A 24486-nucleotide genomic window follows, 5' to 3' on the forward strand; every position below is an offset into this window, starting at 1 on the left:
TCAGTCCTTATGGTGTAGTGAGGCCCAACAGAGTACCGCAGCGTTCAGGCGATGACCACGCCGCTGTCCATGTGCGCCAGCAGCGCGGCGGCGTCCAGTTCCAGCGCGTGGTTGGCGTGCAGCGTATACAACGCCTGGCCGGCCCGCACGGGCTGCCCGGGGCGGCAATGCAGGTCGAGCCCGGCGCCCTTGTCGGCTGGCGCGCCGGTGCGCCGGGCGATGCCGGCGATGGTCCAGCCGTCGATGGCCTGCACGGTGCCGGCCTGGGCCGCCAGCACCTGGCGGGTCAGCGGCCCGGGCAGGGTGGGTTCGCGGCGGCCCTGGGCGTCGATGATGCGCTCGAACGCCGCCAGTGCCTGGCCGCTGGCCAGCAGCCGCTCGGCCAGCGCCCGGCCTTGGGCCACGCTGGCCACGGCCGGGTCCCAGGCGAGGATCTGGCTGGCGAAGAACAGCGCTTTTTCGCGTAGATCCGCCGGCGCCTCGGCGGCGTTGCCCAGCACCTGGCGCACGTCGCGCACTTCCAGCGCCGGGCCGATGCCGCGGCCGATCGGCGCGCTGCCCTCGGTGGCGAAGGCCTTCACGGTCAGCCCCAGGCCGGCGCCGATGCGCTCGAACAGCTCGCCCAGGGCCTCGGCGTCGGCCTGGGTTTTCAGCTTGGCGCGTGGGCCATAGGGCAGGTCGACGATCACGTGGGTGGAGCCCGCCGCGAGTTTTTTCGACAGGATCGACGCCACCGACCAGCGGTTGGAGTCGATGCCCAGCGGGCGGGTGATGGCGTTCATCACGTCGTCGACCGGCGAATGGTTGAGGCGGCCGTTCCAGGCGATGCAGGCGTGCGCCTCGGCCACGCAGCGGGCCACGTCGGCGGCGCTGAGGTCGACCCGGGCCACGGTTTCCATGGCGTCGGCGGTGCCGGCGGCGGAGGTGATCGCCCGCGACGAGGTTTTCGGCATGGCCAGGCCGTGGGCGGCGATGATCGGCACCACGATCAAGGTAATCCGGCTGCCGGGAATGCCGCCCATCGAGTGTTTATCGACCACCATCGGCGCCGGCCACTTCAGCGTGGTCGCGTAGCGCGCCCGCACCCGCGCCAGGGCGAGCACTTCAGGGTCGCTCAGGTGGCGGGTGGCGGTCACCAGAAAGGCGCTGATCTCACCCTCGCTGTAGCGCCCGTCGATGATGTCGCGGATCAGCATGTCGTATTCGTGCAGGCCCAGCTCGCCGCCGCCGAGCTTCTTGCGCAGGGCCTGGCGGCTGGCCGGGGAGGGCGTGCGGCGCAGGGCGATGCTGGCGCCTTCTTCGATGCCCAGGGCGCGGAAGGTTTCCTCGCACAGGCCGATCTCGCCGTCGGCCAGCCAGGTGGGGTCGAGCACCTTGTACACCTGGGCGCTGACCGCCGCCTCGCCGGCCAGCAGGTCGACCTTGGCCTCGCCCACGTAGTCGTCGGCGGCCACCACCTGGCCGTGGGCCGGCAGCCAGGCCAGGCGTTCGCGCCCGGTGGCCAGCGGCAAGCGCCGGGCCTTCAGGCGCTGGGCGGTGCGCTCGAGGGTGGCGACAAAACCCTCGATGCCGTCCTGCAGGCTGCCGCCGTTGGCCACCTGCAGGGTTTCGATGTCGGCCGGCAGCGGCTCGACGCTGCGCAGCAGGCGCAGGCGGGTGGCCTCGGCGTCTTCGCGGCCACGGCCGAGAATCCGCGCCGCCAGCACCTCCACCGGCGCGGTCACCTCGATTACCACCAACCGGCCGACGCTGCGCGCCAGCTCGCGGATCATCGTTCGCGAGCCGTTGGCGATCACGTTCAGGCCATCGGCCAGTTGCTGGCGCAGGCTGCCCGGCAGGCCATAGCGCAGGCCGTGGGCCTGCCAGGTGATGAGAAACTGGCCCTGCTGCAGCAGGGCGTCGAACTCGGCCTCGGTCACCCCCTGGTGGTCTTCACCGGGGGCGCCGCTGGGCCGGGTGATCAGGCGCCGGGCGAACACGTAGCGCCCCGAGCTGCCCAACTGGGCGCGGGCGCCTTCTATCAAAGCGTCCTTGCCGGCCCCGCTGGGGCCGACGATGAAAAAGAAGATGCCCTGCGCCATCACATTACTCCGCTTCGTCCAGGCCGATGTCGACACACACCGCCGCCTGGTTCAGCTTGCTGGTGGAGATATAGTCTACGCCGGTGGCAGCAATGGCGCCGATGGTCGAGAGGTTGATGCCGCCGCTGGCCTCCAACTTGGTGCGCCCGGCGACCATCCGCACGGCCTCGGTCATCGCTTCCACGCTCATGTTGTCGAGCATGATCACGTCCACCCCGGCGTCGAGCGCCTCGGCCACCTGCTCAAGGCGGTCGCATTCCACTTCCAGCTTGGTCAGCACCGGCAGGCTGCGCCGGGCCCGCGCCACCGCCTGGCTGATGCCGCCGCACACGGCGATGTGGTTGTCTTTGACCATCACGCCGTTGTCCAGCCCGAGCCGGTGGTTCAGCCCACCGCCGCAAGCCACGGCGTGTTTTTCCAGCATGCGCAGGCCCGGGGTGGTTTTGCGCGTGTCGATCAGCCGCGCCTGGCTGCCGGCCACCGCGGCCACGTACTTGGCGGTTTCGTTGGCGATGCCGCACAGGCGCTGGAGAATGTTCAACGCGGTGCGCTCGGCGGTGAGCACACTGCGGGCGTTGCCGCTGACATCGATCAGCACTGCGCCTTTTTCCACCCGCTGGCCGTCCTTGACCCGCACCTGCACATTGAGGGTGGGGTCGTAGCGTTTGAACACCCGCGCGGCGATGTCGATGCCGGCGATGATCATCGGCTCGCGGGCGTTCATGTAGAAGGCGCCGGTTTCGTCAGGCTCGATCATCACCTGGGCGGTCAGGTCGCAGTAGCCGATGTCTTCGGCCAGCCACAGGTCGATCAAACGGTCGGTCTGGAATACGTCGTACATCGCAAGGTCCTCGGAACGGTCAAGGGTGGGGTTGCAGGCGCCGGCCCAGGCGGAGCAGCAGGGCGTTGCCGGTGATGGCGAAACAACTGAGCAGCACGGCCAGGGCCAGGATCGTGGCGATGTCGCCCACGCCCATGGCGCTGACCGCCAGGTAGCCGAGGCCGCGCTGCGAGGCGAACATCTCGCCGATCAGCACGCCCAGCAGGGTCAGGGCAAAGCCCAGGCGGATGCCGGCCAGCACCTCGCCGGCGATGGCCGGCAGCAGCACGTGCCAGGCCGTTTGCCAATAGCCCAGGCGCAGGCTGCGCGCGCTGCGCAGGTACACCGGCGGCAACTGGCGCAGGGCGTTGAGGGTGAACAGCAGAATCGGGATCAGCCCGTGCATCACCCCAAAGGCGACCTTCGACGCCACCCCCAGCCCGAAGCACAGCAGCACCAAGGGGTAGAGGGTGACTTTCGGCATCGCGTAGAGGTTCATCAGGATCGGCTCGGCAACGTTGCCGGCGGTGCGGTTGCAACCTAGCAGCAGGCCCAGGCCGATGCCGCCCACGCACGCCAGCAGCAGCGACCAGGCAAAGGCGCTGGCGGTGGCGCCGATGTGCCGCCAGGTGTCGGCGTCGTGCAACAGCCCGGCCAGGCGCAGCGCGGTGGCCCAGGGCGAGGCCATCGCCGTGGCGCCCACCGCCAGGTGCAGGGCTTCCCAGGCCGCCAGCAGCACCAGCGGCAGGATCAGGTGAGAGAGCAGGCGCATCGGGCTTACCTCTGCTGGCGCCGCCGCAGGCGGCGGTCGATGTGGTTGAGCACGGCGTTGATCGCCGTCACGCTGATCAGCACCAGCAGCATCAGGGCGTACATGTTGGCGTTGTCGAACAGGTTGTAGGCGTAGGCGATGGCATAGCCCAGGCCGGCCCCGGAGAGGATGAACTCCGAGGCGATCACGCCGATGAAGGCATAGGCGACCGCCAGCTTCACCCCGCCGAACAGGTGCGGCAGCGCCGCCGGCAGTTCGATCAGCAGCGCGCAGCGCAGCCGCGACAGGCGCATCACCCGCGCGGTTTTGCGCAGCACCGGCGGGATGCGGTCCAGGCCGGTGAGGGTGGCGGTGATCATCGCCACGATCGCCAGCAGCACGGCGATGGCGATGATCGAGCCATGGCCCACGCCGAACAGCACGATGAACACCGGGTAGAAGATGAACGTCGGCACCGCGTAGTAGCTCGACAGCAGCGGCTCCAGCGCCCGCCGCAGTGGCGGCAGGGCGTGGATCACCACCCCCAGGGCGAACCCGGCGAGCACCGCCAGCAGCGCCGCGCTGGCAATGTTGATGAAGCTGAACAGGATGTCGTGGTTGTAGGTGCCGGCGGCCAACAGGTGGGCCAGTTGGGCGGCCATCTGCGACGGCGCGCTCATCACCGTGGTGGCGATCACCCCGCCGCGGCATAGGCCTTCGATCAGCGCGATGAACCCCGCCACCACGCCTAGGCGCAGCATGCTTTCATGTTTCATTGGGCCTGCCTCGTCAGTGGGCGCCGTCGCCCATGATCTTCAGGGTTTCGGCGCGCAGTTTTTCCCACAGCCGCGCGGTGATCTCGCCAAAGCGCGGCGCCGACACCACCCGGCTGTCGCGCTCGGCGCCCCAGCCGGTGGGCAGCATGTCAATGAACAAGCCTGGCCGCGCCGACATCACCCCCACCCGGTCCGAGAGCATCGCCGCTTCATCCAGCGCGTGGGTGATCAACAGCACCGTGGCGCCGGTCTCGCGCCACAGCCGCAGCAACTCGTCGCCCATCAGCAGGCGGGTTTGCTGGTCCAGCGCGCCAAAGGGTTCGTCGAGCAGAATCAACCGCGGCTGGGTCACCAGGGTGCGGGCGATGCACACCCGCTGGCGCATGCCGCCCGACAACTGCGCGGGGTAGGCTTTGGCGAAGTTTTTCAGGCCCATGAAGCCCAGCGCGTAGGCCACCCGCCGCTGCACCTCGGCGCCCTCCATGCCGGCCCGGCGCAGGCCGAAGGCGATGTTGTCGTGCACGTTCAGCCAGGGGAACGCGGCGTTTTCCTGGAACACCACGCCCACCCCGTCGGGCACCCCGCGCACCGCCTTGCCCTCGAACAGCACCTCGCCGCTGGTGGGCTTGCCGAGCCCGCTGAGCACATCGAGCAGGGTCGATTTGCCGCAGCCCGAAGGGCCCACCACCGAGAAGAACTCACCCTTGGCCAAGGCCAGGTCGATCGGCCCCAGGGCCTGGAAGGTGCCGCCGCCATCTTGCTGGGGGAAGCTGCGGGTCACCTGGGTGAGTTGCACGTGTACCGCTTCAGCGCGCGGCGCCGGCGGCGCGCTGGCCAGGTTCAGGGCCGGGGCGCTCATCAGTGCACCTCCCGTAGGTCTGCCGGCAGGTAGGCGGTGTCGATCATCGCCGGCCAATCCACCGCGCCGTTCACCTCCCCGACCAGGCGCAGGCCGTCGGCCATGCGCTCGAGCTCGGCGGTGTCGAAGTTGCCTTCGCTCCACATGCGCGAGCTGACCATATTGGCCGTGGCCTGCTCGGCCAGCGCGGGCTCGAACTTGAAGGCCTTGGCAAGGATCGCCGCCGCCTCGTGGGGGTGCGCGTAAATGAACTGCACGGCCTGGCGGCGGCCCTGGATGATTGCCTTGAGTTTGTCTGGGTGGGCCTGGGCGAAGGCGCGGGTGGTAATGCCCACCGAGGTGGCCATCGGCTGCAGGATCGCGCCGGCCCGGTAGAGGGTTTTGTAGTCCGCGGCGCGGGTGATCGACAGCGGCTCGATCAACACCGCGGCGTCCACGGCCTTCTGGTCCAGCAGGGTGAGGCCATTCACGTAGCCGCCCGAGGCGACCCGCGCCACGCTGGCGGGGTTCACCCCCTCTTTTTGCAGCACCATCAACAGCAGCATTTCGCTCACGCCCTTGGGCGAGGTGATGGCGATCTTTTTGCCGGCGAGGTCTTTCACGCTGGCCATCGGCGAATCCTTGGCCACCACCGCGCTGGCCTCGGCCACCGAGCGGGTGCCGATGTTCACCAGCACCAGGTCCAGGCCCTGGCGCTGGGCCGCCAGCGCCGCAGACAACGCCACCTCGCCGTAGGGCGTGTCGCTGGCGAGGATGTTGCGCACCGTGGTGCCGCCGCCACCGGAGCCGAGGATGCCGGTGATGTCGATGCCGGCCTGCTTGAAAAAGCCTTGGTCCATCGCCACCGCGAACGGCAGGCCGTACAGGCTGGTGCCCCATTGGGTGACGGAGATTTCCTCGGCGCGGGCGGCCTGGGTGAGCAGCAACAGGCAGCCGAGGCTGGCGAGGGTGCGGGAGAACAGCGCGTTGAACCACGGGGCACGATGCTTCATTGAACGGTTTCCTGGCTGGGCCTGCGCGGGGCAGGGCGGGGCGGTCACAAGGCAGGCGGGTGCTCAGCTAGCGGTGCGCTTTTAGGGTGTGTGCGCTCTTTGTACTGGGTGGGAGCAAAAGCGGTGCCAGGGCGCCGGATGGGCTGGCCACGGCAGCTGGGTTAATTATCTAACTGATTAATTAGAAGGCGCTTTTTGCTCAGAATTTTTTTTCAAATCCTTGCTGCCAAGTGAAAATCCGCCCGGGCTGGGCGAGGGGCGGCGCGCACGCAAACAACGCATGAATCACGCGGCTGCACCCGGAAGGGGCGCTGTGGTACCCAGGTGTTCCGGAAGGTTACAAATAGCGTAGGCGCTTTAATTGTGCCTGCGCCGCAGCGCATTCGCCCCGGCACGGCGGGCCCCCCACCGCGGCGTTGGGGCCCGTGCGCAGGGGCCTCGAACCCGGGGCTAAGGCCCATGGCACCGAAATTGCCTTTTGCTAAGCAACCGCCCAACCCGGGGGCGCCCAAGGATGTAGTTATGAACGATGCTCTGCACGCGGCGGGCACGCCGCTGGCGCGGGTGTGTACGGTCAACGGCCAGCCAGCCAGCAGCCCCGCCGATGGGGCCACCCCGCTGCTGCTGGTGTTGCGCAACGACCTCGAGCTCAACGGCCCCAAGTACGGCTGCGGCCTGGGTGAGTGCGGCGCCTGCACGGTGCTGATCGACGGCCGCCCGGCGCGCGCCTGCGTGGTGCCCTGGGGCGGCATGGGCGGGCGCAGCATCACCACCCTCGAAGGCCTCGGCAGCCGCCAGCGCCCGCATCCGGTGCAGCAGGCGTTTATCGAATGCCAGGCGGCGCAGTGCGGCTACTGCCTGAACGGCATGATCATGACCGTCGCCGCCCTGCTCGCGCACACCCCCGAGCCCAGCGAAGCGCAGATCCGTGGCGCCCTGGCCGGCAACCTGTGCCGCTGCGGCACCCATCTGGAAATACTCGCGGCCGCGCGCCGCGCGGTCGAACTTTGCCGCCAGGAGCGCACCCATGGCTGATGTACTGCCCACCCAGGCCGAGCTGCTGGCGCGCGACGGCGTGCTGCTGGTGGTCAATGAAATCCAGCCGCCGCCCGGGTTGGTGCCCAAGGGCCAGGCGCCCACCCTCAAGCCCAAGGAACTGGGGCTGTTCCTGGCCATTTGCGACAACGGCCAGGTGCTCGCCTTCAACGGCCACGTCGACCTCGGCACGGGTATTCGCACATCGTTGGCGCAGATCGTCGCCGAAGAACTCGACCTGCGCCTGGAGCAACTGCACATGGTGCTGGGCGACACGGAGCGGGCGCCGAATCAGGGCGCGACCATCGCCAGCGCCACCTTGCAGATCAGCGCCATCCCGCTGCGCAACGCCGCCGCCGAAGCGCGCCGCTGGTTGCTGCAGCAGGCCGCGCAGCGCCTTGGCGTGGCCGAGGCCGGCCTGCGCCTGGACGCCGGTTACGTGTGGGCCGGCGAGCAGCGCCTGAGCTTTGCCGAGCTGGTCAGCGGCCAGCACACGCGCCTGGCCATCAGCGGCAGCGCGCCGCTCAAGGCCCAGGCCGATTACCGCCTGGTCGGGCGAAGCTCGGCGCGGGTCGACATTCCGGCCAAGGCCACCGGCGAGCTGACCTTCGTCCACGACATGCGCGTGCCCGGCATGCTCCACGGCCGCGTGGTGCGCCCGCCTTACGATGGCTACGACACCGGCCCGTTCGTCGGCACCAGCCTGCTGGCGGTGGACGAGCAGTCCATTGCCCACCTGCCGGGCATCGTCAAGCTGGTGGTGGAAGGCGACTTCATCGGTATCGTCGCCGAGCGTGAAGAACAGGCCATCGCCGCCGCCCGTGCGCTGCAGGTGCAGTGGAAGCCCTGGCAGCACCTGCTGCCCGACCTGTCGAACATCGCCCAGGCGATCAAGGGCAATGAGCAGATCCAGCGCGTGGTGCACGACACCGGCGGGGTCGACCAGGCCCTGGCCGAGGTGGATCAACGCTTCACCCGCCAGTACCTCTGGCCATACCAACTGCATGCCTCGATCGGCCCCTCGTGCGCCATCGCCGATGTGCGCGCCGAGGGCGTGCAGGTGTGGTCCGGCACCCAGAACCCCCACGCCCTGCGCGCAGACCTCGCCTGGCTGCTGGACCTCGACGAGCGCCGCATCGAGATCATCCGCATGGAGGCCGCCGGCTGTTACGGGCGCAACTGCGCCGACGACGTGTGCGCCGACGCCGTGCTGCTGGCCCGCGCGGTGGGCCGGCCGGTGCGGGTGCAGCTTACCCGCGAGCAGGAGCACGCCTGGGAGCCGAAGGGCACCGCGCAACTGATGGAGGTCGACGGTGGCCTGAACGCCGACGGCACCCCGGCGGTGTACGACTTCCGCACCAGCTACCCGTCCAATGGCGCGCCCACCCTGGCGCTGGTGCTCACCGGCAAGGTCGAGCCGGTGCCGGTGATGTTTGAGATGGGCGACCGCACCTCGGTGCCCCATTACAGCTACCCCGAAGTGCGGGTGACCATCAACGACATGGCGCCGATCGTGCGCGCCTCGTGGCTGCGCGGGGTGAGCGCGCTGCCCAACGTGTTCGCCCACGAAAGCTACATCGACGAGCTGGCCTTCGCCGCCGGGGTCGACCCGGTGGAGTACCGCCTGCGCTACCTGCCCGATGAGCGCGCCGCCGAGCTGGTGCGTGCCACCGCCGCGCGCGCCGAGTGGGCGCCGCGTACCCAGCCTGGGCAAACCCCGGCCGAAGACGGCGTGCTGCGCGGCCGCGGCTTTGCCTACGCGCGTTACATCCACAGTAAGTTCCCCGGCTTCGGCGCCGCCTGGGCGGCCTGGGTCGCCGATGTGGCGGTGGACAAAACCACCGGCGAAGTGGCCGTGACCCGCGTGGTGGTCGGCCACGATGCCGGGCAGATGGTCAACCCCGCCGGCGTGCAGCACCAGATTCACGGCAACGTGATGCAGTCCACCAGCCGCGTGCTCAAGGAGCAGGTGACCTTCGAAGAATCGCGCATCACCAGCAAGGAGTGGGGCGGCTACCCGATCCTGACCTTCCCCGAGGTGCCGAAGGTCGATGTGATGATGATGCCGCGCCAGAGCGAGCCACCGCTGGGGGCGGGCGAGTCGGCCTCGGTGCCGAGCGCGGCGGCCATCGCCAACGCGCTGTTCGACGCCACCGGCATTCGTTTTCGCGAGCTGCCGATCACCGCCGAGCGGGTGCGCGCGGCCTTGGCCGAAAGCGGCCAGGGTGGCGTGGCCGACCCGGTTGGCCTGCCTTACGCCGCACCGGTAAAAAAGGCCCGCCGGCTGGGCTGGCTGGCCGGCCTCAGCGGGGTGTTCGGCGCGCTGCTCGGGGTGGGCCTGACCGCCATGCCCTGGCGCGCCGAAATCGCCCCGGTGGCCCCGCCCGGGCCCGGCACCTGGAGCGCCGCCACCCTCGAGCGTGGCCGCCAACTGGCCGCCGCCGGTGACTGCGCGGTGTGCCACACCGCCCCCGGCGGCAGCGCCAACGCCGGCGGCCTGGCCATGCAAACGCCGTTCGGCACCCTCTACAGCACCAACATCACCCCGGATGTCACCACCGGCATCGGCAATTGGTCGTTCGCTGCCTTCGACCGCGCCATGCGCCAGGGCATCAGCCGCGACGGCCGCCACCTGTACCCGGCGTTCCCCTACACGGCGTTTCGCAACATCCAGGAGGCCGACATGCAAGCGCTGTACGCCTACCTGATGTCGCAAACCCCGGTGGCCCAGGTGGCGCCGGCCAATGCGATGAACTTCCCGTTCAACCTGCGCGGGCTGATGGCCGGCTGGAACACCCTGTTTCTCAAACAGGGCGAATACCAGCCGGCCCCGGCACAGAGCGCGCAGTGGAACCGTGGCCGCTACCTGGTCGAGGGCCTGGGCCACTGCGGCGCCTGCCACACCCCACGCAACGCCATGGGCGCGGAAAAGGGCGGCGCCAGCTACCTGGCCGGGGCGATGGTCGATGGCTGGGAGGCGCCGGCGCTGACCGGCCTCTCCAAGGCCCCCGAACCCTGGAGTGAAGACCAACTGTTCAGCTACCTCTCCACCGGTTTTGCCGACCGCCACGGCGTGGCCACCGGGCCGATGGGGCCGGTGGTCAGCGAGCTGGCGCAACTGCCCGAGGCCGACGTGCGCGCCATCGCCCATTACCTGGCCAGCCTCAACCCCGAGGCTGAAACCGCCGCGCAAGCGGCGCCGGCGCTGGCCAAGACCGTGCCCGGCAGCGCCGCTGTAGCCGCCGGCCAACGGGTTTTCGAAGGCGCCTGCCAGGCCTGCCACAGCGCCGCCGAGGGCGGCCCGCAGCTGTTTGGCGTCAGCCCGGCGCTGGCGTTGAACAGCAACGTGCATTCGCAGCGGCCAGACAACCTGATCCAGGTGATCCTGCAGGGCATCGGCAACCCGGCCACGGCCGATTTGGGCTACATGCCGGCCTTCAAGCACAGCCTCAGCGACCGCCAGGTGGCAGACCTTGCCGCCTACCTGCGCAGCCGCTTCGCCCCCGACAAACCCGCCTGGCCCGAGCTGAGCCGGCAGGTGGCCTGGCTGCGGGCCAACCCGGGGAGCCATTGATGCGCGGCCAGGCTTAGCGGCCCTTCGCCCGGCACAGCCGGCCTCCCACAAGGTCCGTGTTGTCCTTGATTTCCGGGACAATACATATCCCGTGGGAGGCCGGCTGTGCCGGGCGATGGGCCCTGAGAGCCGATTATCTCTACAGAAAGTGACGAAATTCATCACTTTCTGTAGAGAGATCACATGCTGAAGCGCGGCCCCTCCGAGGGTTCAAGGCTGGCAACCGCACGGCCGATGATCGCCGGAACCTGCCCTTGCAAGTACTCCCAGAACGCATCGTTCTCCACCGTTTCCAGGGCAATGCTGGCGGGCAGGAACCGGCGCATTTCATGGCGGAAATCCAGCTGGGTTTCTGGGTTTTCAACCAGCAACTGCGCTCGCTCGTTGGCATTGCGCACAAAGGTTTCGATGGTCGTTTTGTGATCGTTGAGCTTGGCGCCGATCAAATCGAACCGCGGTTTGACCCGCTGCTGCTCTAGCCAGAGCAGGTCCCACAGGTCGCGGTTCTTGATCCGCCCGCGGCGTAGCGCGAAGGCCAGGACCTTGTCGACGAATATTTCTTCCAGGGCCTGGGCCCTGAGGACCAACCCCTGTGTGCCCATGTCGACCCCGTAGGGGTTCAATAGCACCATCGGCCTGGGCAGGTATGAAGGGATTGCACAAATATCGATATGGATGCGTTGGGCCGGTAGGTTGCGCGCGCCTGGGCGGGTTTGCACTTTGAGTTTCCAGGTATCGACGTTGCCTTCTTCCCGGGCCGGCTCGGCCACCTCGACGTCCAGGCCGTACTTGGTGTGTAGGTTACCTTGCAGCAGCGCCTTGAGCTGCTTGAGGTCTTCACGCTGGAAATGAGCGCCACCGGTGAAGTCGAGGTCTTCACTCAGGCGGTTGGAACCGTAGCAGGCGCGCAGGCAGGTGCCGCCGATGAAGCACAATTGTGCGAGCAGGCCGGCGTCGCTCAGCACGCGTAGGATGTCGTGATGCAACAGCTCTTTCTCGACCACGACGCGTAGCGGTGCCAATTCGGTCAGGTGGCTCAAGGCTTGGTCTACGAGGCGGTCAAACAAGCTCATCGGCAATGCTCCAGTCGATCAATTCAAGGTTGCGCCTGGCCATCCGCATATCCCGTAACGCAAGGGCCGGTGACGCCCGCCAGAGGTGGCAGCGCGCATCGTAGGCCAACTGCTCGGCCAGGGCGGCGGCGCGCTGGCGGGTGTTAATGAACTCGATGGTGCCCCATGGGCCGCAGTTCACAATGTTGCTGCGCGCTGAGGACATCACGGTGATCCAGTTCATCGGCACCTGTGAGATAACCCCGCAATCGCTCAGGGCGGTTTCCAGGCTGATGTAATTGAAGGCTTGCGCCCTCAGCCGCGCCGCCGCATGGAACAACACCAGCCCGGGAACCGGGCGGGCCGGGTGATAGAGGTACAGGCCCCGGCATACCTGCTGCAAGCGCTGCTCGCGGTTGGCCCGTGTGAGCAGTGCCCGGTAGGCCTGGTCGGACAGTTCTGGGGCCAAGGCGCGCAGGTCCGCGGGGGTGAACAGATACCGCTCGGGACTGGCCAGTTGGTCCAGGGCGCGATACAGGCGCGCCAGCGGCTGGGCTGAATGAGGCATGGGAGCGTGCCAGGTTGGGAAACGAATGAGGCAAAGGTAGCCCAGCTATGAAATTATCTCTACAGAAAGTGACGAAATTCGTCACTTTCTGTAGAGATAATAGGTGTTGATGGAACCAATCACCCCGCGCAGCCCCGAATAGTCATGGACAAGGAGCCCCCCATGACCGCACTGCGCATCGGCGTACTCACCCACATCAAGTTCCCGGTGCGCCAACCCTTCGCCGGCGGCCTCGAGGCGTTCACCTTCGACGTGGTCACCGGCCTGGCCGCCCGTGGCCATGAGGTCACGCTGTTCGCCCACGAGGGCAGCGACCCGAGCCTGAACCTGGTGCCCATGGCCGACCCGCACCCCCATCGCCACCCCAGCCTGTCCAGCGCCTACGTGGCCGAGCACCACGCCTACCTCGAGGTGATGCAAGGCATCGACGCCCATGGCTTCGACGTGATCTTCAACAACAGCCTGCACTATGTGCCGGTGACCATGGCCTCGCTGATTCGCACGCCGATGCTCACCGTGCTGCACACCCCGCCGTTCTTCGAGTTGGTCAATGCGCTGAAGGGCCCGCGCGCCCATGGCCGCTTCGCGACCATCTCGGCGGCCAATGCGCGCAATTGGCAGGGCCTGGTGCCGGAGTGCGCGGTGGTGCCCAACGGCATCGACCTCGAGGCCTGGCGCCCCACCGGCGAGCCGCGCGAACAGGCGTTCTGGTTCGGCCGGCTGGTGGCCGACAAGGGCGCGCACCTGGCCATCGATGCCGCCCGCGCCGCCGGGGTGCCGCTGCGCCTGGCCGGGCAGGCGCCGGATGCGCGCTACTTCAGCGAATACATCAGCCCGCGGCTCGGCGCGGGCGTGGAGTACCTCGGCCATCTGGGCCGTGAGCAGGTGCTGGCCGAGTTGGGCCAGGCCTCGGTGGTGCTGGTCACCCCCTGTTGGGAAGAGCCCTTCGGCCTGGTGGTGGCCGAGGCCATGGCCTGTGGCACGCCGGTGGCGGCGTTTGCCCGCGGGGCGATGGCCGACTTGATCAGCGCCGACACCGGTGCCTTGGCCGCGCCGGGCGATGTCGCCGCCCTGGCCGAGGCCCTGCGCAGTGCCCAGCGCTGCTCGCGGCAGGCCTGCCGGACGCGCGCCGAAGCGCACTGGGGCCAAGGGCGGATGCTCGATGCCTACGCCCAATTGCTGCGGGTGGTGGCCCATGGCTGAGCCGCGCATCGGTTACTACGTGCACCACCACGGCGCCGGCCACGGGGTGCGCGCGCTGGCGATCGCCGCGGCGGCGCCGGTGCCGGTCACGCTGCTCGGCTCGCGCCTGCCCAACGGGCCGTGGCCCGCGCACGTGGACGGCCTGCAGCTGCCGCCGGACTATCACCCGGGTGTGCAGGCCGAGGCCTTTGACGTGCTGCACTACGCGCCACTGGCGGTGCCTGGCTTGCGCCAGCGCATGGCGCAACTGGCACAGTGGTTTGCCCAGCACTGGCCGTGCCTGCTGGTGGCTGACGTGTCGGTGGAAGTGGCGCTGCTGGCGCGGTTGTGCAGTGTGCCGGCGGTGTATGTGCGCCAGCACGGCCTGCGCCACGACGCCGCGCACCGCCTGGCCTACGCCAGCGCCAGCGGCCTGCTGGCGCCGTACCCCGAGGCGATGGCCCCGGCCGGCGACCCCTGGCGCGGCAAAACCGCTTACACCGGCTGGGTGTCGCGCTACAACGGCCTGCCAGTTGGCCAGGCCGAGCCAGGCCGGGTGCTGGTGATCTGCGGCCACGGCGGTACCGGGTTGAACGCCGCGCTGCTGGAAGCGGCCGCCCAGGCCTGCCCGCAGTGGCGCTTCGAAGTGGCCGGGGCACTGGCGCCAGGGCGCGCGGCGGGCAACCTGCGCTGGCTGGGTGAACTGGCCGCACCGGCGGCGGCCATGCAGCGCGCCGAGGTGGTGATCGGCAGCGCCAGTGACAGCCTGGTGAGCGAAGCGGCGGCGTTGGGCTGCCGCTACATCGCCGTGGCCGAGCAGCGGCCGTTCGCCGAGCAGCGGCTGCAGGCCCGGCAGTTGCAGGCCCTCGGCGTGGCGTTGGGGCTGGAGGCTGGCTGGCCGCCGGCCGAGCGCTGGCCGGCATTGCTGGCGCAGGCGCGGCAGTTGCCGCCGCCGCATTGGCAGCAGTGGGCCGACGCCCAGGCCGCCACCCGCGCCGCCGCCGCGCTGGTGGGCTGGCTACCCCGCCAGTAAGGCCGCCAGCTCGGCAAACCGCGGGCGCGCCGGCGGGTTGCCGAGGCAGGCCTGTTGCAACTGCGCCAGGCGCTCATCGTCGATGCCCGCCAGGCCCAGCAGCTCGCCCAGCAGAATGCCGAACGCGCGTACCTCCAGGCGCTCCAGCGCCAGCGCCTGGGGGCCGCCGTCGGCGGCATGGAACGACGCCGCGCCAAAATCCCCGAGCAGGCAATCGCCGCCGGCGCGCCACAGCAGGTTGTGCGCGTAGAGGTCACCGTGCATCACCCCGCGCGCGTGCAGGTGGGCACAGGCCGAGGCCACCTGGGCAGCCATGCGCAGCGCCTCGGCCGGCGCCAGCCGCAGCCCCGCGGGGTACACATCGCGGCTGCAACTGGCCAGGCTCGGCGGCCCGGCGAGGTTCTGGAAGGCTGGGTCGATCAGCGCCATCAGCAACCCCAAACGGCCCTGCGGGTCGTCGCTCAATTGCCCGTGCAGCGGGATCAACGCCGGGTGCTCGCCGGCGGCCAGGCACGCGGCCATTTCATCCAGCGGCGAGCCGTCGCTGGTCAACGCGCCCTTGTACAGCTTCAAGGCCAGCTCGGTCTGGCCATCGAGGCGCGCCTGCACGATCTGCCCCGACGCCCCTTCACCCAACGCCCGCCCCAGTTGCAGGCGGCTGAAGCTCACCGGCCGCTGCGCCGGCGCCGGCCGTTGCAGCGCCGCCGGCAGCGGGTTGCCGGCGTAGGCCAGCCAGGCCAGGGCGGGCAACTGCGTGAGCCAGCCGGGCAGGGCGCTGAGCTGGTTGCTGGCGATGCGCAGCAGTTCGAGGCGCGCGCACTGTGCCAGGCTCTCGGGCAGCGCTTCGAGGCGGTTGCCGGCGAGCATCAGCTTCTGCAGCGCCGGGCGCTCGCCCAGCGCAGCCGGCACGGCGGCCAGTTGGTTGTCGGTGAGGATCAGCCAGCGCAGTTTCGCCGGCAGCGCGCTGGCCGCCACCTCGGCGATGCGGTTGGCCTTGAAACCGACCATCTCCAGGTGCGGGCACGCCCCCAGCACCTCGGGCAGGTGCCGGAAGGCATTGTTCGAGCAGAACACCACCTTGAGCTTTTTCAGCCGCGGCAGGTCATCGGGCAGGGCGGCCAGGGCGTTGCCGGTGAGGTTGAGCACTTCGAGGGTGTCGGCCAGGCCATAGATGGCCTGGGGAAATTCACGCAGGCCGCAGGCCAGGTCGAGGCGGGTAGCGCCGGCCAGGGCGCCGGATTCCAGTTGTTGCAGGGTGTGCATGGGGTGGGCTCGGCAGCGGCGGCGGGGTGGCGGGATGATACCTAAATTTTCGCTACGCTTTCAGGGCCCTTCGCCCGGCACAGCCGGAGTGCCGGACCACGGCCTCCCACCAGATTTATGTAAGCCATTGATTTACGCAGCAATACAGAACCCGTGGGAGGCCGGCTGTGCCGGGCGAAGGGCCCGCCAACCCCTACGGCAATATCTTCACCGTATGCATCGCCACCGTGTCATACGGCACCGTCACCTGCTCCTGGCCGGCCAGGTCTGGGTGGCTGGCGATCAGCGAGTGCACTTCATCGACGATCCGCGCCTGGTCGGCGTCGGGCAGGCTGGCGATGAAGCTGATCGATTTGATCCGCCGCACGATCACATCCTCCGGCGCGCCAGTGTGGCCGTGGTGCCAGTGTTTTTCCACCAATGGCGCGTACTTGCCGGCGTAGTGCTGGTCCAGCGCGGTGCGCCATTGGCCGCTGAAGTAGCGCGGGTAATCGCCGGCATAGCGCTGCACGATCGCTGCCAATTGCGCCACCCACGGCACCTTGGCGTCGCGCAGGTTCCAGATCAGCCCCAACCGCCCGCCAGGCTTGAGCACCCGGTGGATCTCCGCCAGCGCCTGGGCGTTGGCAAACAGGTGAAACGCCTGCGCGCACACCACAACGTCGAGGCTGCTGGCCGGCAGCGGGATGGCCTCGGCCTGGCCGTCGAGCACTTGCACGTCGGGGCAGCGCCGGCTGAATTTCTCGCGCATGTGCGGTTCGGGTTCGATGGCGATCACCTCCGCGCCCTTGGCCTGCAGCAGGCGCTGGGTGAACTTGCCGGTGCCGGCCCCCAGGTCGAGCACCACCGTGCGCGGCGGTTTGATCTGCAAATCATTGCGCAGCCAGGCGTCGACCTCGTCCGGGTAGCCCGGGCGGCCTTTGTCATAGGCGGGCGCGGCGGCGCCGTACCCGGCGAACAACGGTGCAAAACCGAGTATTTCTCGCAAGCTTTTCATGTGTTGCCTCCCATGGCGTGCATCCGGCGCGCAATGAGAGAACAGCCAACCGAGGCGCCAGAGGCTATCAGCCAAGCGTAGCTGAAGCTGGGCTCAGGCAAGCGCGCGTTGGTCTGTCAGGCGCTGCACGGCCAGGCGCCGGTAGTCCGACGGGGTCATGCCCTTGAGCTGCTGGAAGCGCCGGTTGAAGTTGGAAATATTGTTGAAGCCGGAGGCAAAGCACACCTCGGTGACCGGCCGTTCGCTGTCCGTCAGCAGCTCGCAGGCCTTGCTGATGCGCAGGCGGTTGACGAATTCGACAAAACAGCGGCCGGTGGCCTGCTTGAACACCCGCGAAAAGTACGTGGGCTTCATGTTCAGGTGCTCGGCCACTTCTTCGAGCGGCAGTTCGCGGCCGTAGTGGCTGAAGATGTAATCCACCGCGCGGTTGGTGCGCTCGACGTTGCTGTCGTCGGCCAGTTGCGCGGCGCTGGTGGCCGAGAGCAAGCCGTAGGCGTCGCTGCCAGCCAGCAGCTCCATGAGGATCATGAACCAGCCCAGCCGGCTGCCGCCGCGGCTGTCTTCGATGCGTTGCATCAACACCGTGGCCTCGGCGATCAAGCGCGGGTCACGAAACTCGATGCCGTACTGGGCGCGTTCGAGCATCGGCGCCAGGCTTTTCAGCTCGCTGAACACCTGGCCGCCTTCTTCGATCAGGGCGTCGGTGAAGTTCACCAGCATGTCGCGGCGTGGCACCACTTCGCCGTCGGCGACCTGGCTGATCCAGTTGTGCGGCAGGTTGGGGCCGGTGAGGAACAAACTGCCCGGGCCGAAGTGGCCGATATAGTCGCCAATGAACACCTTGCCGGTGCTGGCGACGATCAGGTGCAGTTCGTATTCCTTATGGAAGTGCCAGCGCACCAGTGGGCAGGGGAAGCCATGCTGGCGATAGATGACAGACATCCCTTCGTGGTCGTCCATCAACTCGTACGACGGGTCGGTAATGCGGTGGGCGCGGTGCATGGGCGGCCTTGTTATTGTTCGTGCCTGAATGCGCCCAGCATAGCGGCCGCCGGGTGAAGGTGTCCAAGCCGTTCAGCCGGCGCGGTTGGCCGGTGCCTCAATGGCCGGCCACTGCGCGGCGTGCAAGGCCTCCTGCACCTGCGCCAGCGCCTGGTCATCGGCCACGCTCAGGCGCTTGCGCACTCCAGCGATCAGCGCATCGACAATGGCAAATGCGGGCCCCAGCCCGGTGCCGCTCTGGGCCTTGTCGGCTGGCGCGTACAGCACATGGGTGCCCGCCAGTGGCGAGGCGGGCGAGTCGGTCAGCGCCAGTACCGTCGCGCCACGGTCGAGGGCCATCTCCGCCAGGTGTATGGCATAGCGGTTGTAGGGCGGCAGGCTCATCACCACCAGGGTGTCGCCGGGTTGCACGTAGGCAATGCGCTGGGCCATCGAGTCGAGCCCGGCGCTCAGGCAGATGGCCAGGCAACTGGGGTGGTAGGGTACCAGGTGCTGCTCCAGCACCTGCGCCAGTGGGTGGCAGCGGCTGCCGCCGAGAATGAACAGCCGCTCGGCCTCGCACAGCGCCTGCACCGCGGCCTCGAACACCTGGTCGCCATTGTGCTGGCCGGCTTGCAGAGCTTCGGCGAGGTTTTGCTTGAGCTGGCCCTGCAGGGTGTTGCCTGGGCTCATCTCGGTTGCCGCCAGTTGCAGGTGCGGCGACACCACCGCCAGCAAGTGGTTGACCAACGCCATGCGCAACCCGGTAAAACCGTTGAGGCCCAGGCGGTTGCCCAAGCGGTTCACCGCGGCGGGCGACGTTTCGCTCTCGCGGCCGATCTCGCTGATGCTCAGCATCGCCGCGCGCAAGGGGTTGCGCAGGATGAACTCACCGACCTTGCGCTGCGAGGGTTTGAGGGTTTCGAGCAGCGCGGCGAGCTTGCGCATCACTGGGGTGTCGAACAATGGGTTGCCGGTCAAATCGTTCATCGCAGCCTCCTGCCAGGTGCGTCCATACATCTGGCGTGTAGGAAAGTTCTGGCGAGTGTAGGACTCTTCTGAACCGGGTTCCAAGAAGGCAAAGAGCTACTATTTGCGGTTTTTCGCCTCGATCCACTGGGCCATGTAGCGGGTGCTCTGGTGCGAATGGTGGCGCAACAGGCGCCCGGTGAAGTTGCGCAGGCGCTCGTGTTCGAGGCCTTCGCGCAGGGCCTGCAAGCGGCTGATCAGGGCATCGGCATGGGGGCGGTAGGCGTAATGCTGGGCCAGCAACGCAAAGCCCTGCCGCTGCGCCGCGTGCCAGGGCAAAGCCCCGTCGTACAAGGCCTGGGCAGCATCGGCCAGGCCCTCGGCGGTGCTCGCCACGGCCCCTGGCCAAGGCCCGCCCATGCCCTCGGCGCCGACCGGCGTGGTCACGCTCGGGGTGCCGCATTGCATGGCTTCGAGCAGCTTGCCTTTGATGCCGGCGCCAAAGCGCAACGGCGCCAGCAGCACCCGCGCCCGGCCGATGGCGTGAAAAGCGTTTTCCGCCCACCCGTTGATATGAAAACCTTGTGCAGGGTTATGCAGCACGGCGGCTTTTTCCGGGGTGTAGGCGCCATACACCTGCAAGCGCGCGCCCGGCACCCGGTGGCGGATCGCCGGCCACAGCGCTTGCTTCAGCCACAGCACCGCGTCCCAGTTCGGCGCATGGCGGAAGTTGCCAATGCTGATGAAGTCGCGCCGCTGCTCAAAGCCGCGCGGTGGCTCTGGCAGCGGGTCAACCATGAACGGGCAATGCAGCAGCAACGGCGCTGGCACATTAAAAGCCTGGCGCAGCAGCTCAAGCTCAAAGCTGGAGATGATCAGCGAGAGGTCGCAGCGCAGGATCGCCGCCACCTCGCGCAGGGTCAGCTCAAGCCCGGCCATGTCTTCATACAGCTCGGCGGGGCTACGGCTAAACAGCCCCGGTGCCTCGGCGCTGGCCTTGAGCAGGGCTTTCAGCCGTTGCTGGCGGGCTTCGCGCAGGCTGTGCAGGTCGGAGGTCTCGAGCACCCGCAGGGCGTGGGGGCAGTGTTGCTGCACGCGCCAGCCGAATTGCTCCTCGATCAAAAAGCGGTCGAACAGCACCAAGTCCGGCTGCAGCGCCGTGATGAAGTGGTCGAAGCTTTCACAGTTGAGGCTGATCGGCACCTGCTCGATGCCCAGGCTGGCCAGGTCGAAGCGGTGCTGCCCAGGCTGGGCCGGGCTGGCGAAGGTCACTGGCCAGCCTTGTTCCTGGAAGGCCCGCAGCAACTGCAGCATGTGCCCGCCGGCGGCGGTGGAGGCCGGTTCCGGCCAGGTGTAGCCGATCACCAGCACGTTCATCGGCGCGGCCATGCTCAGGCGAGCATGCCCTGGACCTTGTCGCGCAGGGCGTCGATGGAAAACGGCTTGGTGATCAGCTCGGTACCGGGCGGGATGTCCAGCCCGGCGAAGCCGCTGGCCACCAGCACCGGCAGGCCGCCACGCAGTTGCCGGGCTTCGCGGGCCAGGCCCAGGCCGTCGCGCTCGGCGCTGTCACGCAGGCCGACGTCGGTCACCAGCAGTGCCAGGGCCTGGGCCGGGTCTTGCAGCACGGCGATGGCGGCGTCCCAGCTCTCGGCTTCGAGCACGTGGTAGCCGGCCTCCTCGAGCACGTCGACCATCAGCATGCGCACGATGGGGTCGTCTTCAACCAACAGGATGGAGGGCACGGCGTCTGGCATGAGGGTGGGTCCTGGTCGGCAAGCGGGAGGGCACGTTGCCCTCGGCGCATAATCTGTGCACGCGGCGCGGAACAAGTTCCCATTTTCCTACAGAATTTGCAGAAAACAACCCTTTACAGGTCAAGGAAATGGCAAGCGTGGCCGCTATATCCTACGGTAAATCAGTAAGATGACTAAGAAAAATCCCAATCTGACGTAGGAAATTTCCACTCTTTACGGCAGATTTGCGACAGAATCCGACCCCACGTCTTTCACCAGGCCAATGGACATGACCCGAACCCCCACCACCGACGAAAACAGTTTTCGCAAGCTACTGTCGCGCAACATCGGTTTACCGCTGGGCGTAGGCGTTTTGAGCGTGCTCGTGTTCGGGCTGATCCTCAATTACCTGATGAGCGTGATCAGCTGGGTGGACCACACCGACCGGGTGATCAACAACGCCAACGAAAGCCTGCGCCTGTCGGTCGACATGGAAACCGGCATGCGCGGTTTCCTCCTCACCGGCGACGAACGCTTCCTCGACCCCTATGCCGTGGCCAAGCCGCGGATCATCGCCCAGCTCAAAGAGATGCAGGGCATGGTCAGCGACAACACCGAGCAGGTCGACCGCCTCACCCGCATCATCGCGGTGGAGGAGGAGTGGATGCGCGTGGCCGACGACATCATCAACCTGCGCCGCCAGCAGCAGGATTATGTCAAGCCGATCAGTACGGGCCGCGGCAAGCGCCTGACCGACGCGATCCGTGACGAGTTCACCGCGCTGATCACCATGGAGCAGCAGTTGCGCGTCAGCCGCAGCGAGGAGGTCACCCGCACCACCTACGCCTCGGTGATCCTCTATCTGGTGTTCATCATCGGCCTGAGCGGCATGCTGGCCTACCTGGGCCGCCGCGACCTGCTCAGCCTGTCGCGCCAGTACGGGCAGAACCTCGACGCCGCCCAGCGCAGCGCCGAGCGCCTGGAACACCAGGCCTGGCTGCGCAACGGCCAGAACCAGATCGCCGAAGAGATCATCGGCCAGCTCAGCGTGGCCAACCTCGGTGAAAATGTGCTGCGCTTCTTTGCCCGCTACCTGGGCGCGGCGGTGGCCGCGGTGTATGTGCGCGACGAGCAAGGCAACCTGCGCCGCGTCGCCACCCTGGGCTTCTCCGCCGACCAGGCGCGCCGCGAACAGGTGCTGCGCGCCGGCGAAGGCGTGGTCGGCGAAGCGGTGACCCAGGGCCAGGTGCAGCGCCTCGACAACCTGCCGGCCGATTACTTCTCCAAGGTGGCCTCGGGCCTGGGCGAAGGCTTGCCGCACAGCGTGGCGGTGCTGCCGGCGCGCAACGACGGGCAGATCAACGGCGTGGTCGAATTGGGCTTCCTGCGCCCGCTGGGCGACCGCGACGTGGAATTCCTCGAGCGGGTAGCCGAGAACATCGGCACCGCGCTGGAAGCCGCGCGCTACCGCCAGCGCTTGCAAGAAGTGCTGGCCGAAACCCAGCAGCTCAACGAAGAACTGCAAGTGCAGCAGGAAGAACTGAAAACCGCCAACGAAGAGCTCGAAGAGCAGTCGCGGGTGTTGAAGGAATCCCAGGCGCACCTGGAAACCCAGCAGGCAGAGCTTGAGCAGACCAACGAACAACTGGCCGAACGCACCGACCTGCTGGCCCGCCAGCGTGACGAACTGGAAGGCGCGCAGGTGGAGCTGGCCAGCCGCGCCGACGAGCTGCAGCGTTCCAGCCGCTACAAGTCGGAATTCCTCGCGAACATGTCTCACGAGCTGCGCACGCCGCTGAACAGTTCGTTGATCCTGGCCAAGCTGCTGTCGGAAAACGCCAACGGCAACCTCTCGGCGGACCAGGTCAAGTACGCCGAGTCGATTTACTCCGCTGGCAATGACCTGCTCAACCTGATCAACGACATTCTCGACATTTCCAAGGTCGAAGCCGGCAAACTCGAAGTGCGCCCCGAAACCCTTTCGGTAATGCGCCTGGCCGAAAGCCTGCGCTTGACCTTCGGCCCGATCGCCGCGGACAAAAACCTCGGCTTCGAGGTGCGCATCGACCCGGGCACCCCGGCCAACCTGTTCAGCGACCGCCAGCGCCTGGAGCAAGTGCTGAAAAACCTGCTGTCGAACGCCTTCAAGTTCACCGACAGCGGCGCCGTCAGCCTGATGATCGGCCCGCAGGAAGGCGAGGGCATCGCCTTTGCCGTGCGCGACTCGGGCATCGGCATCGCCGCGGAACAACAACAGGTGATTTTCGAAGCCTTCCGCCAGGCCGACGGCACCACCAGCCGCCGCTACGGCGGCACCGGCCTGGGCTTGTCGATCTCGCGTGACCTCGCCGCGCTGCTGGGCGGCTACATCAGCGTCAGCAGCGCCCTGGGCCAGGGCAGTGTGTTCACCCTGGTGCTGCCGGAGCAGTACCAGGCCGACGAGGTGGCCGAGGTGCTGCCCAACAGCGCCGCGGTACGGGTCAACGCCCACAGCGCCGCGCCCCATGCCGCGCCGGCGGTGCTGGCGCCGCCGCCGGGCGGCGATGTGCTGGCCAGCGCTGAGGTGGTGCCGGCCGTGCCGCGCTTTGCCGATGACCGCGAACTGCCGGCCGGCGAGCGCCGCTGCATCCTGGTGATCGAAGACGAGCCGAGTTTCGCCCGCATCCTCTATGACCTCGCCCACGAACTGGGCTACCGCTGCCTGGTGGCCCACGCCGCCGACGAAGGCTTCGACCTCGCCGCCAGCCTGCGCCCGGATGCCGTGCTGCTCGACATGCGCCTGCCTGACCACTCCGGCCTCACCGTGCTGCAACGCCTGAAGGAAAACCCCGACACCCGGCACATCCCGGTGCACGTGATTTCCGTGGAAGACCGGGTCGAGGCGGCCATGCACATGGGCGCGGTGGGCTACGCGGTCAAGCCGACCACCCGCGATGAACTCAAAGACGTGTTCAACCGCCTCGAGGCGAAGCTCACGCAAAAGCTCAAGCGCATCCTGCTGGTCGAAGACGACGACCTGCAGCGCGACGCCATTGCCCGCCTGATCGGCGACGATGACATTGAAATCACCGCCGTGGGCTACGCCCAAGCCGCGCTCGACCTGCTTCGTGAAAACGTTTACGACTGCATGATCATCGACCTCAAGCTGCCCGACATGCTCGGCGGCGAGCTGCTCAAGCGCATGAGCACCGAAGACATCCGCGCCTTCCCGCCGGTGATCGTCTACACCGGCCGCAACCTCACCCGTGAAGAAGAAGCCGAGCTGCTCAAGTACTCGCGCTCGATCATCATCAAGGGGGCGCGCTCGCCAGAGCGGCTGCTCGATGAAGTCACGTTGTTTCTGCACAAAGTCGAAGCGCAGCTGTCTCATGAACGGCAGAAGATGCTCAAGACGGCGCGCAGCCGTGACAAGGTGTTCGAAGGGCGCAAGATCCTCGTGGTCGACGACGACGTGCGCAATATCTTCGCCCTGACCAGCGCCCTGGAACACAAGGGCGCGGTGGTGGAGATCGCCCGCAACGGCCTGGAGGCCATTGAACGCCTGCGCGCGGTCGAAGAGATCGACCTGGTGCTGATGGACGTGATGATGCCGGAGATGGACGGTTTCGAGGCCACCCGCGAGATCCGCAAGGAGCCGCGCTGGCGCAAGCTGCCGATCATCGCCGTGACCGCCAAGGCCATGAAGGATGACCAGGAACGCTGCCTGAATGCCGGTGCCAACGATTACCTGGCCAAGCCGATCGAACTGGACCGGTTGTTTTCCCTGATACGCGTGTGGTTGCCACAGTTGGAGCGCATTTGAGCCCATTGGAACGCC

At 67.8% G+C, this 24486-nt stretch carries 18 protein-coding genes and 2 pseudogenes; 6 read left to right on the forward strand and 14 right to left on the reverse strand.

Annotated features, from left to right (window positions below; translation table 11 throughout):
• Positions 1–44 precede the first annotated feature (44 nt).
• The 6 genes from phnN to ACFZCE_RS15520 are packed head-to-tail and all read right to left on the reverse strand — an operon-like array spanning position 45 to position 6279.
• Positions 45–2081 carry a phosphonate metabolism protein/1,5-bisphosphokinase (PRPP-forming) PhnN gene (gene phnN / locus ACFZCE_RS15495; RefSeq protein WP_390940457.1) on the reverse strand — a complete coding sequence of 679 codons (2037 nt, stop codon included), beginning with the start codon at positions 2079–2081 and terminating at the stop codon, positions 45–47.
• 4 nt (positions 2082–2085) lie between these two features.
• A complete protein-coding gene (nadC, locus tag ACFZCE_RS15500; RefSeq protein ID WP_390940459.1) occupies positions 2086–2922 on the reverse strand; it encodes a carboxylating nicotinate-nucleotide diphosphorylase in 837 nt (278 codons plus the stop codon).
• A 19-nt stretch (positions 2923–2941) separates the two neighbouring features.
• Positions 2942–3673: an ABC transporter permease subunit gene (locus tag ACFZCE_RS15505; RefSeq protein ID WP_390940461.1), complete on the reverse strand. Its 732-nt coding sequence runs from the start codon at positions 3671–3673 to the stop codon at positions 2942–2944.
• Between the two features lie 5 nt (positions 3674–3678).
• Positions 3679–4428 carry an ABC transporter permease subunit gene (locus ACFZCE_RS15510; protein ID WP_390940463.1) on the reverse strand — a complete coding sequence of 250 codons (750 nt, stop codon included), beginning with the start codon at positions 4426–4428 and terminating at the stop codon, positions 3679–3681.
• Positions 4429–4441: 13 nt separating this feature from the next.
• Positions 4442–5287 (reverse strand): ATP-binding cassette domain-containing protein, encoded by an 846-nt coding sequence (locus ACFZCE_RS15515; RefSeq protein WP_390940465.1) that lies wholly within the window; start codon positions 5285–5287, stop codon positions 4442–4444.
• Positions 5287–6279: an ABC transporter substrate-binding protein gene (locus tag ACFZCE_RS15520; RefSeq protein WP_390940467.1), complete on the reverse strand. Its 993-nt coding sequence runs from the start codon at positions 6277–6279 to the stop codon at positions 5287–5289. The genes ACFZCE_RS15515 and ACFZCE_RS15520 overlap by 1 nt, the downstream gene beginning before the upstream one ends.
• A gap of 522 nt (positions 6280–6801) precedes the next feature.
• Here ACFZCE_RS15520 and ACFZCE_RS15525 point away from each other — a divergent pair.
• From ACFZCE_RS15525 to ACFZCE_RS15535, 3 genes and pseudogenes are all read left to right on the forward strand, one after another.
• Positions 6802–7314 (forward strand): 2Fe-2S iron-sulfur cluster-binding protein, encoded by a 513-nt coding sequence (locus ACFZCE_RS15525; protein WP_390940469.1) that lies wholly within the window; start codon positions 6802–6804, stop codon positions 7312–7314.
• A pseudogene (locus ACFZCE_RS15530) lies at positions 7307–10490 on the forward strand (molybdopterin cofactor-binding domain-containing protein); the annotation flags it as partial. The gene ACFZCE_RS15525 and the pseudogene ACFZCE_RS15530, both read left to right, overlap by 8 nt.
• Positions 10491–10555: 65 nt before the next feature.
• Positions 10556–10888 (forward strand): annotated as a pseudogene (locus tag ACFZCE_RS15535) (c-type cytochrome); the annotation flags it as partial.
• Positions 10889–11067: 179 nt separating this feature from the next.
• On the opposite strand, the gene ACFZCE_RS15540 reads toward ACFZCE_RS15535, so the two are convergent.
• Together ACFZCE_RS15540 and abiEi are read right to left on the reverse strand one after the other, a co-directional pair.
• Complete coding sequence (locus tag ACFZCE_RS15540) at positions 11068–11961, reverse strand: nucleotidyl transferase AbiEii/AbiGii toxin family protein (RefSeq protein ID WP_390940471.1); 894 nt, start codon at positions 11959–11961, stop codon at positions 11068–11070.
• Positions 11948–12508 carry a type IV toxin-antitoxin system AbiEi family antitoxin gene (gene abiEi, locus ACFZCE_RS15545; protein ID WP_390940473.1) on the reverse strand — a complete coding sequence of 187 codons (561 nt, stop codon included), beginning with the start codon at positions 12506–12508 and terminating at the stop codon, positions 11948–11950. Before abiEi ends, ACFZCE_RS15540 begins: the two co-directional genes overlap by 14 nt.
• Before the next feature lie 162 nt (positions 12509–12670).
• Between abiEi and ACFZCE_RS15550 the strand changes: the two genes are divergently transcribed.
• Both ACFZCE_RS15550 and ACFZCE_RS15555 read left to right on the forward strand, forming a co-directional pair.
• Positions 12671–13711 carry a glycosyltransferase gene (locus ACFZCE_RS15550; RefSeq protein WP_390940475.1) on the forward strand — a complete coding sequence of 347 codons (1041 nt, stop codon included), beginning with the start codon at positions 12671–12673 and terminating at the stop codon, positions 13709–13711.
• A complete protein-coding gene (locus ACFZCE_RS15555; RefSeq protein WP_390940477.1) occupies positions 13704–14723 on the forward strand; it encodes a hypothetical protein in 1020 nt (339 codons plus the stop codon). The genes ACFZCE_RS15550 and ACFZCE_RS15555 overlap by 8 nt, the downstream gene beginning before the upstream one ends.
• On the opposite strand, the gene ACFZCE_RS15560 is transcribed toward ACFZCE_RS15555, so the two are convergent.
• The 6 genes from ACFZCE_RS15560 to ACFZCE_RS15585 form a co-directional block, all read right to left on the reverse strand.
• Positions 14709–15986 carry a protein kinase gene (locus tag ACFZCE_RS15560; RefSeq protein ID WP_390940479.1) on the reverse strand — a complete coding sequence of 426 codons (1278 nt, stop codon included), beginning with the start codon at positions 15984–15986 and terminating at the stop codon, positions 14709–14711. The two genes, ACFZCE_RS15555 and ACFZCE_RS15560, sit on opposite strands and share 15 nt — an antisense overlap.
• Before the next feature lie 193 nt (positions 15987–16179).
• A complete protein-coding gene (locus ACFZCE_RS15565) occupies positions 16180–16983 on the reverse strand; it encodes a methyltransferase domain-containing protein (RefSeq protein ID WP_390940481.1) in 804 nt (267 codons plus the stop codon).
• A 93-nt stretch (positions 16984–17076) separates the two neighbouring features.
• A complete protein-coding gene (locus ACFZCE_RS15570) occupies positions 17077–17985 on the reverse strand; it encodes a helix-turn-helix domain-containing protein (protein WP_390940483.1) in 909 nt (302 codons plus the stop codon).
• Positions 17986–18057: 72 nt separating this feature from the next.
• Positions 18058–18954 (reverse strand): SIS domain-containing protein, encoded by an 897-nt coding sequence (locus ACFZCE_RS15575; protein WP_390940485.1) that lies wholly within the window; start codon positions 18952–18954, stop codon positions 18058–18060.
• A gap of 99 nt (positions 18955–19053) precedes the next feature.
• Positions 19054–20328, reverse strand: a complete 1275-nt coding sequence (locus ACFZCE_RS15580) for a glycosyltransferase (protein ID WP_390940640.1) — start codon at positions 20326–20328, stop codon at positions 19054–19056.
• Positions 20325–20690, reverse strand: a complete 366-nt coding sequence (locus ACFZCE_RS15585) for a response regulator (RefSeq protein WP_390940487.1) — start codon at positions 20688–20690, stop codon at positions 20325–20327. The genes ACFZCE_RS15580 and ACFZCE_RS15585 overlap by 4 nt, the downstream gene beginning before the upstream one ends.
• A 268-nt stretch (positions 20691–20958) precedes the next feature.
• Here ACFZCE_RS15585 and ACFZCE_RS15590 point away from each other — a divergent pair, with 268 nt between their 5' ends.
• A complete protein-coding gene (locus ACFZCE_RS15590) occupies positions 20959–24471 on the forward strand; it encodes a response regulator (RefSeq protein WP_390940489.1) in 3513 nt (1170 codons plus the stop codon).
• Positions 24472–24486: the final 15 nt, after the last annotated feature.

This window comes from Pseudomonas sp. NPDC007930, assembly GCF_042958985.1.
GTDB lineage: Bacteria > Pseudomonadota > Gammaproteobacteria > Pseudomonadales > Pseudomonadaceae > Aquipseudomonas.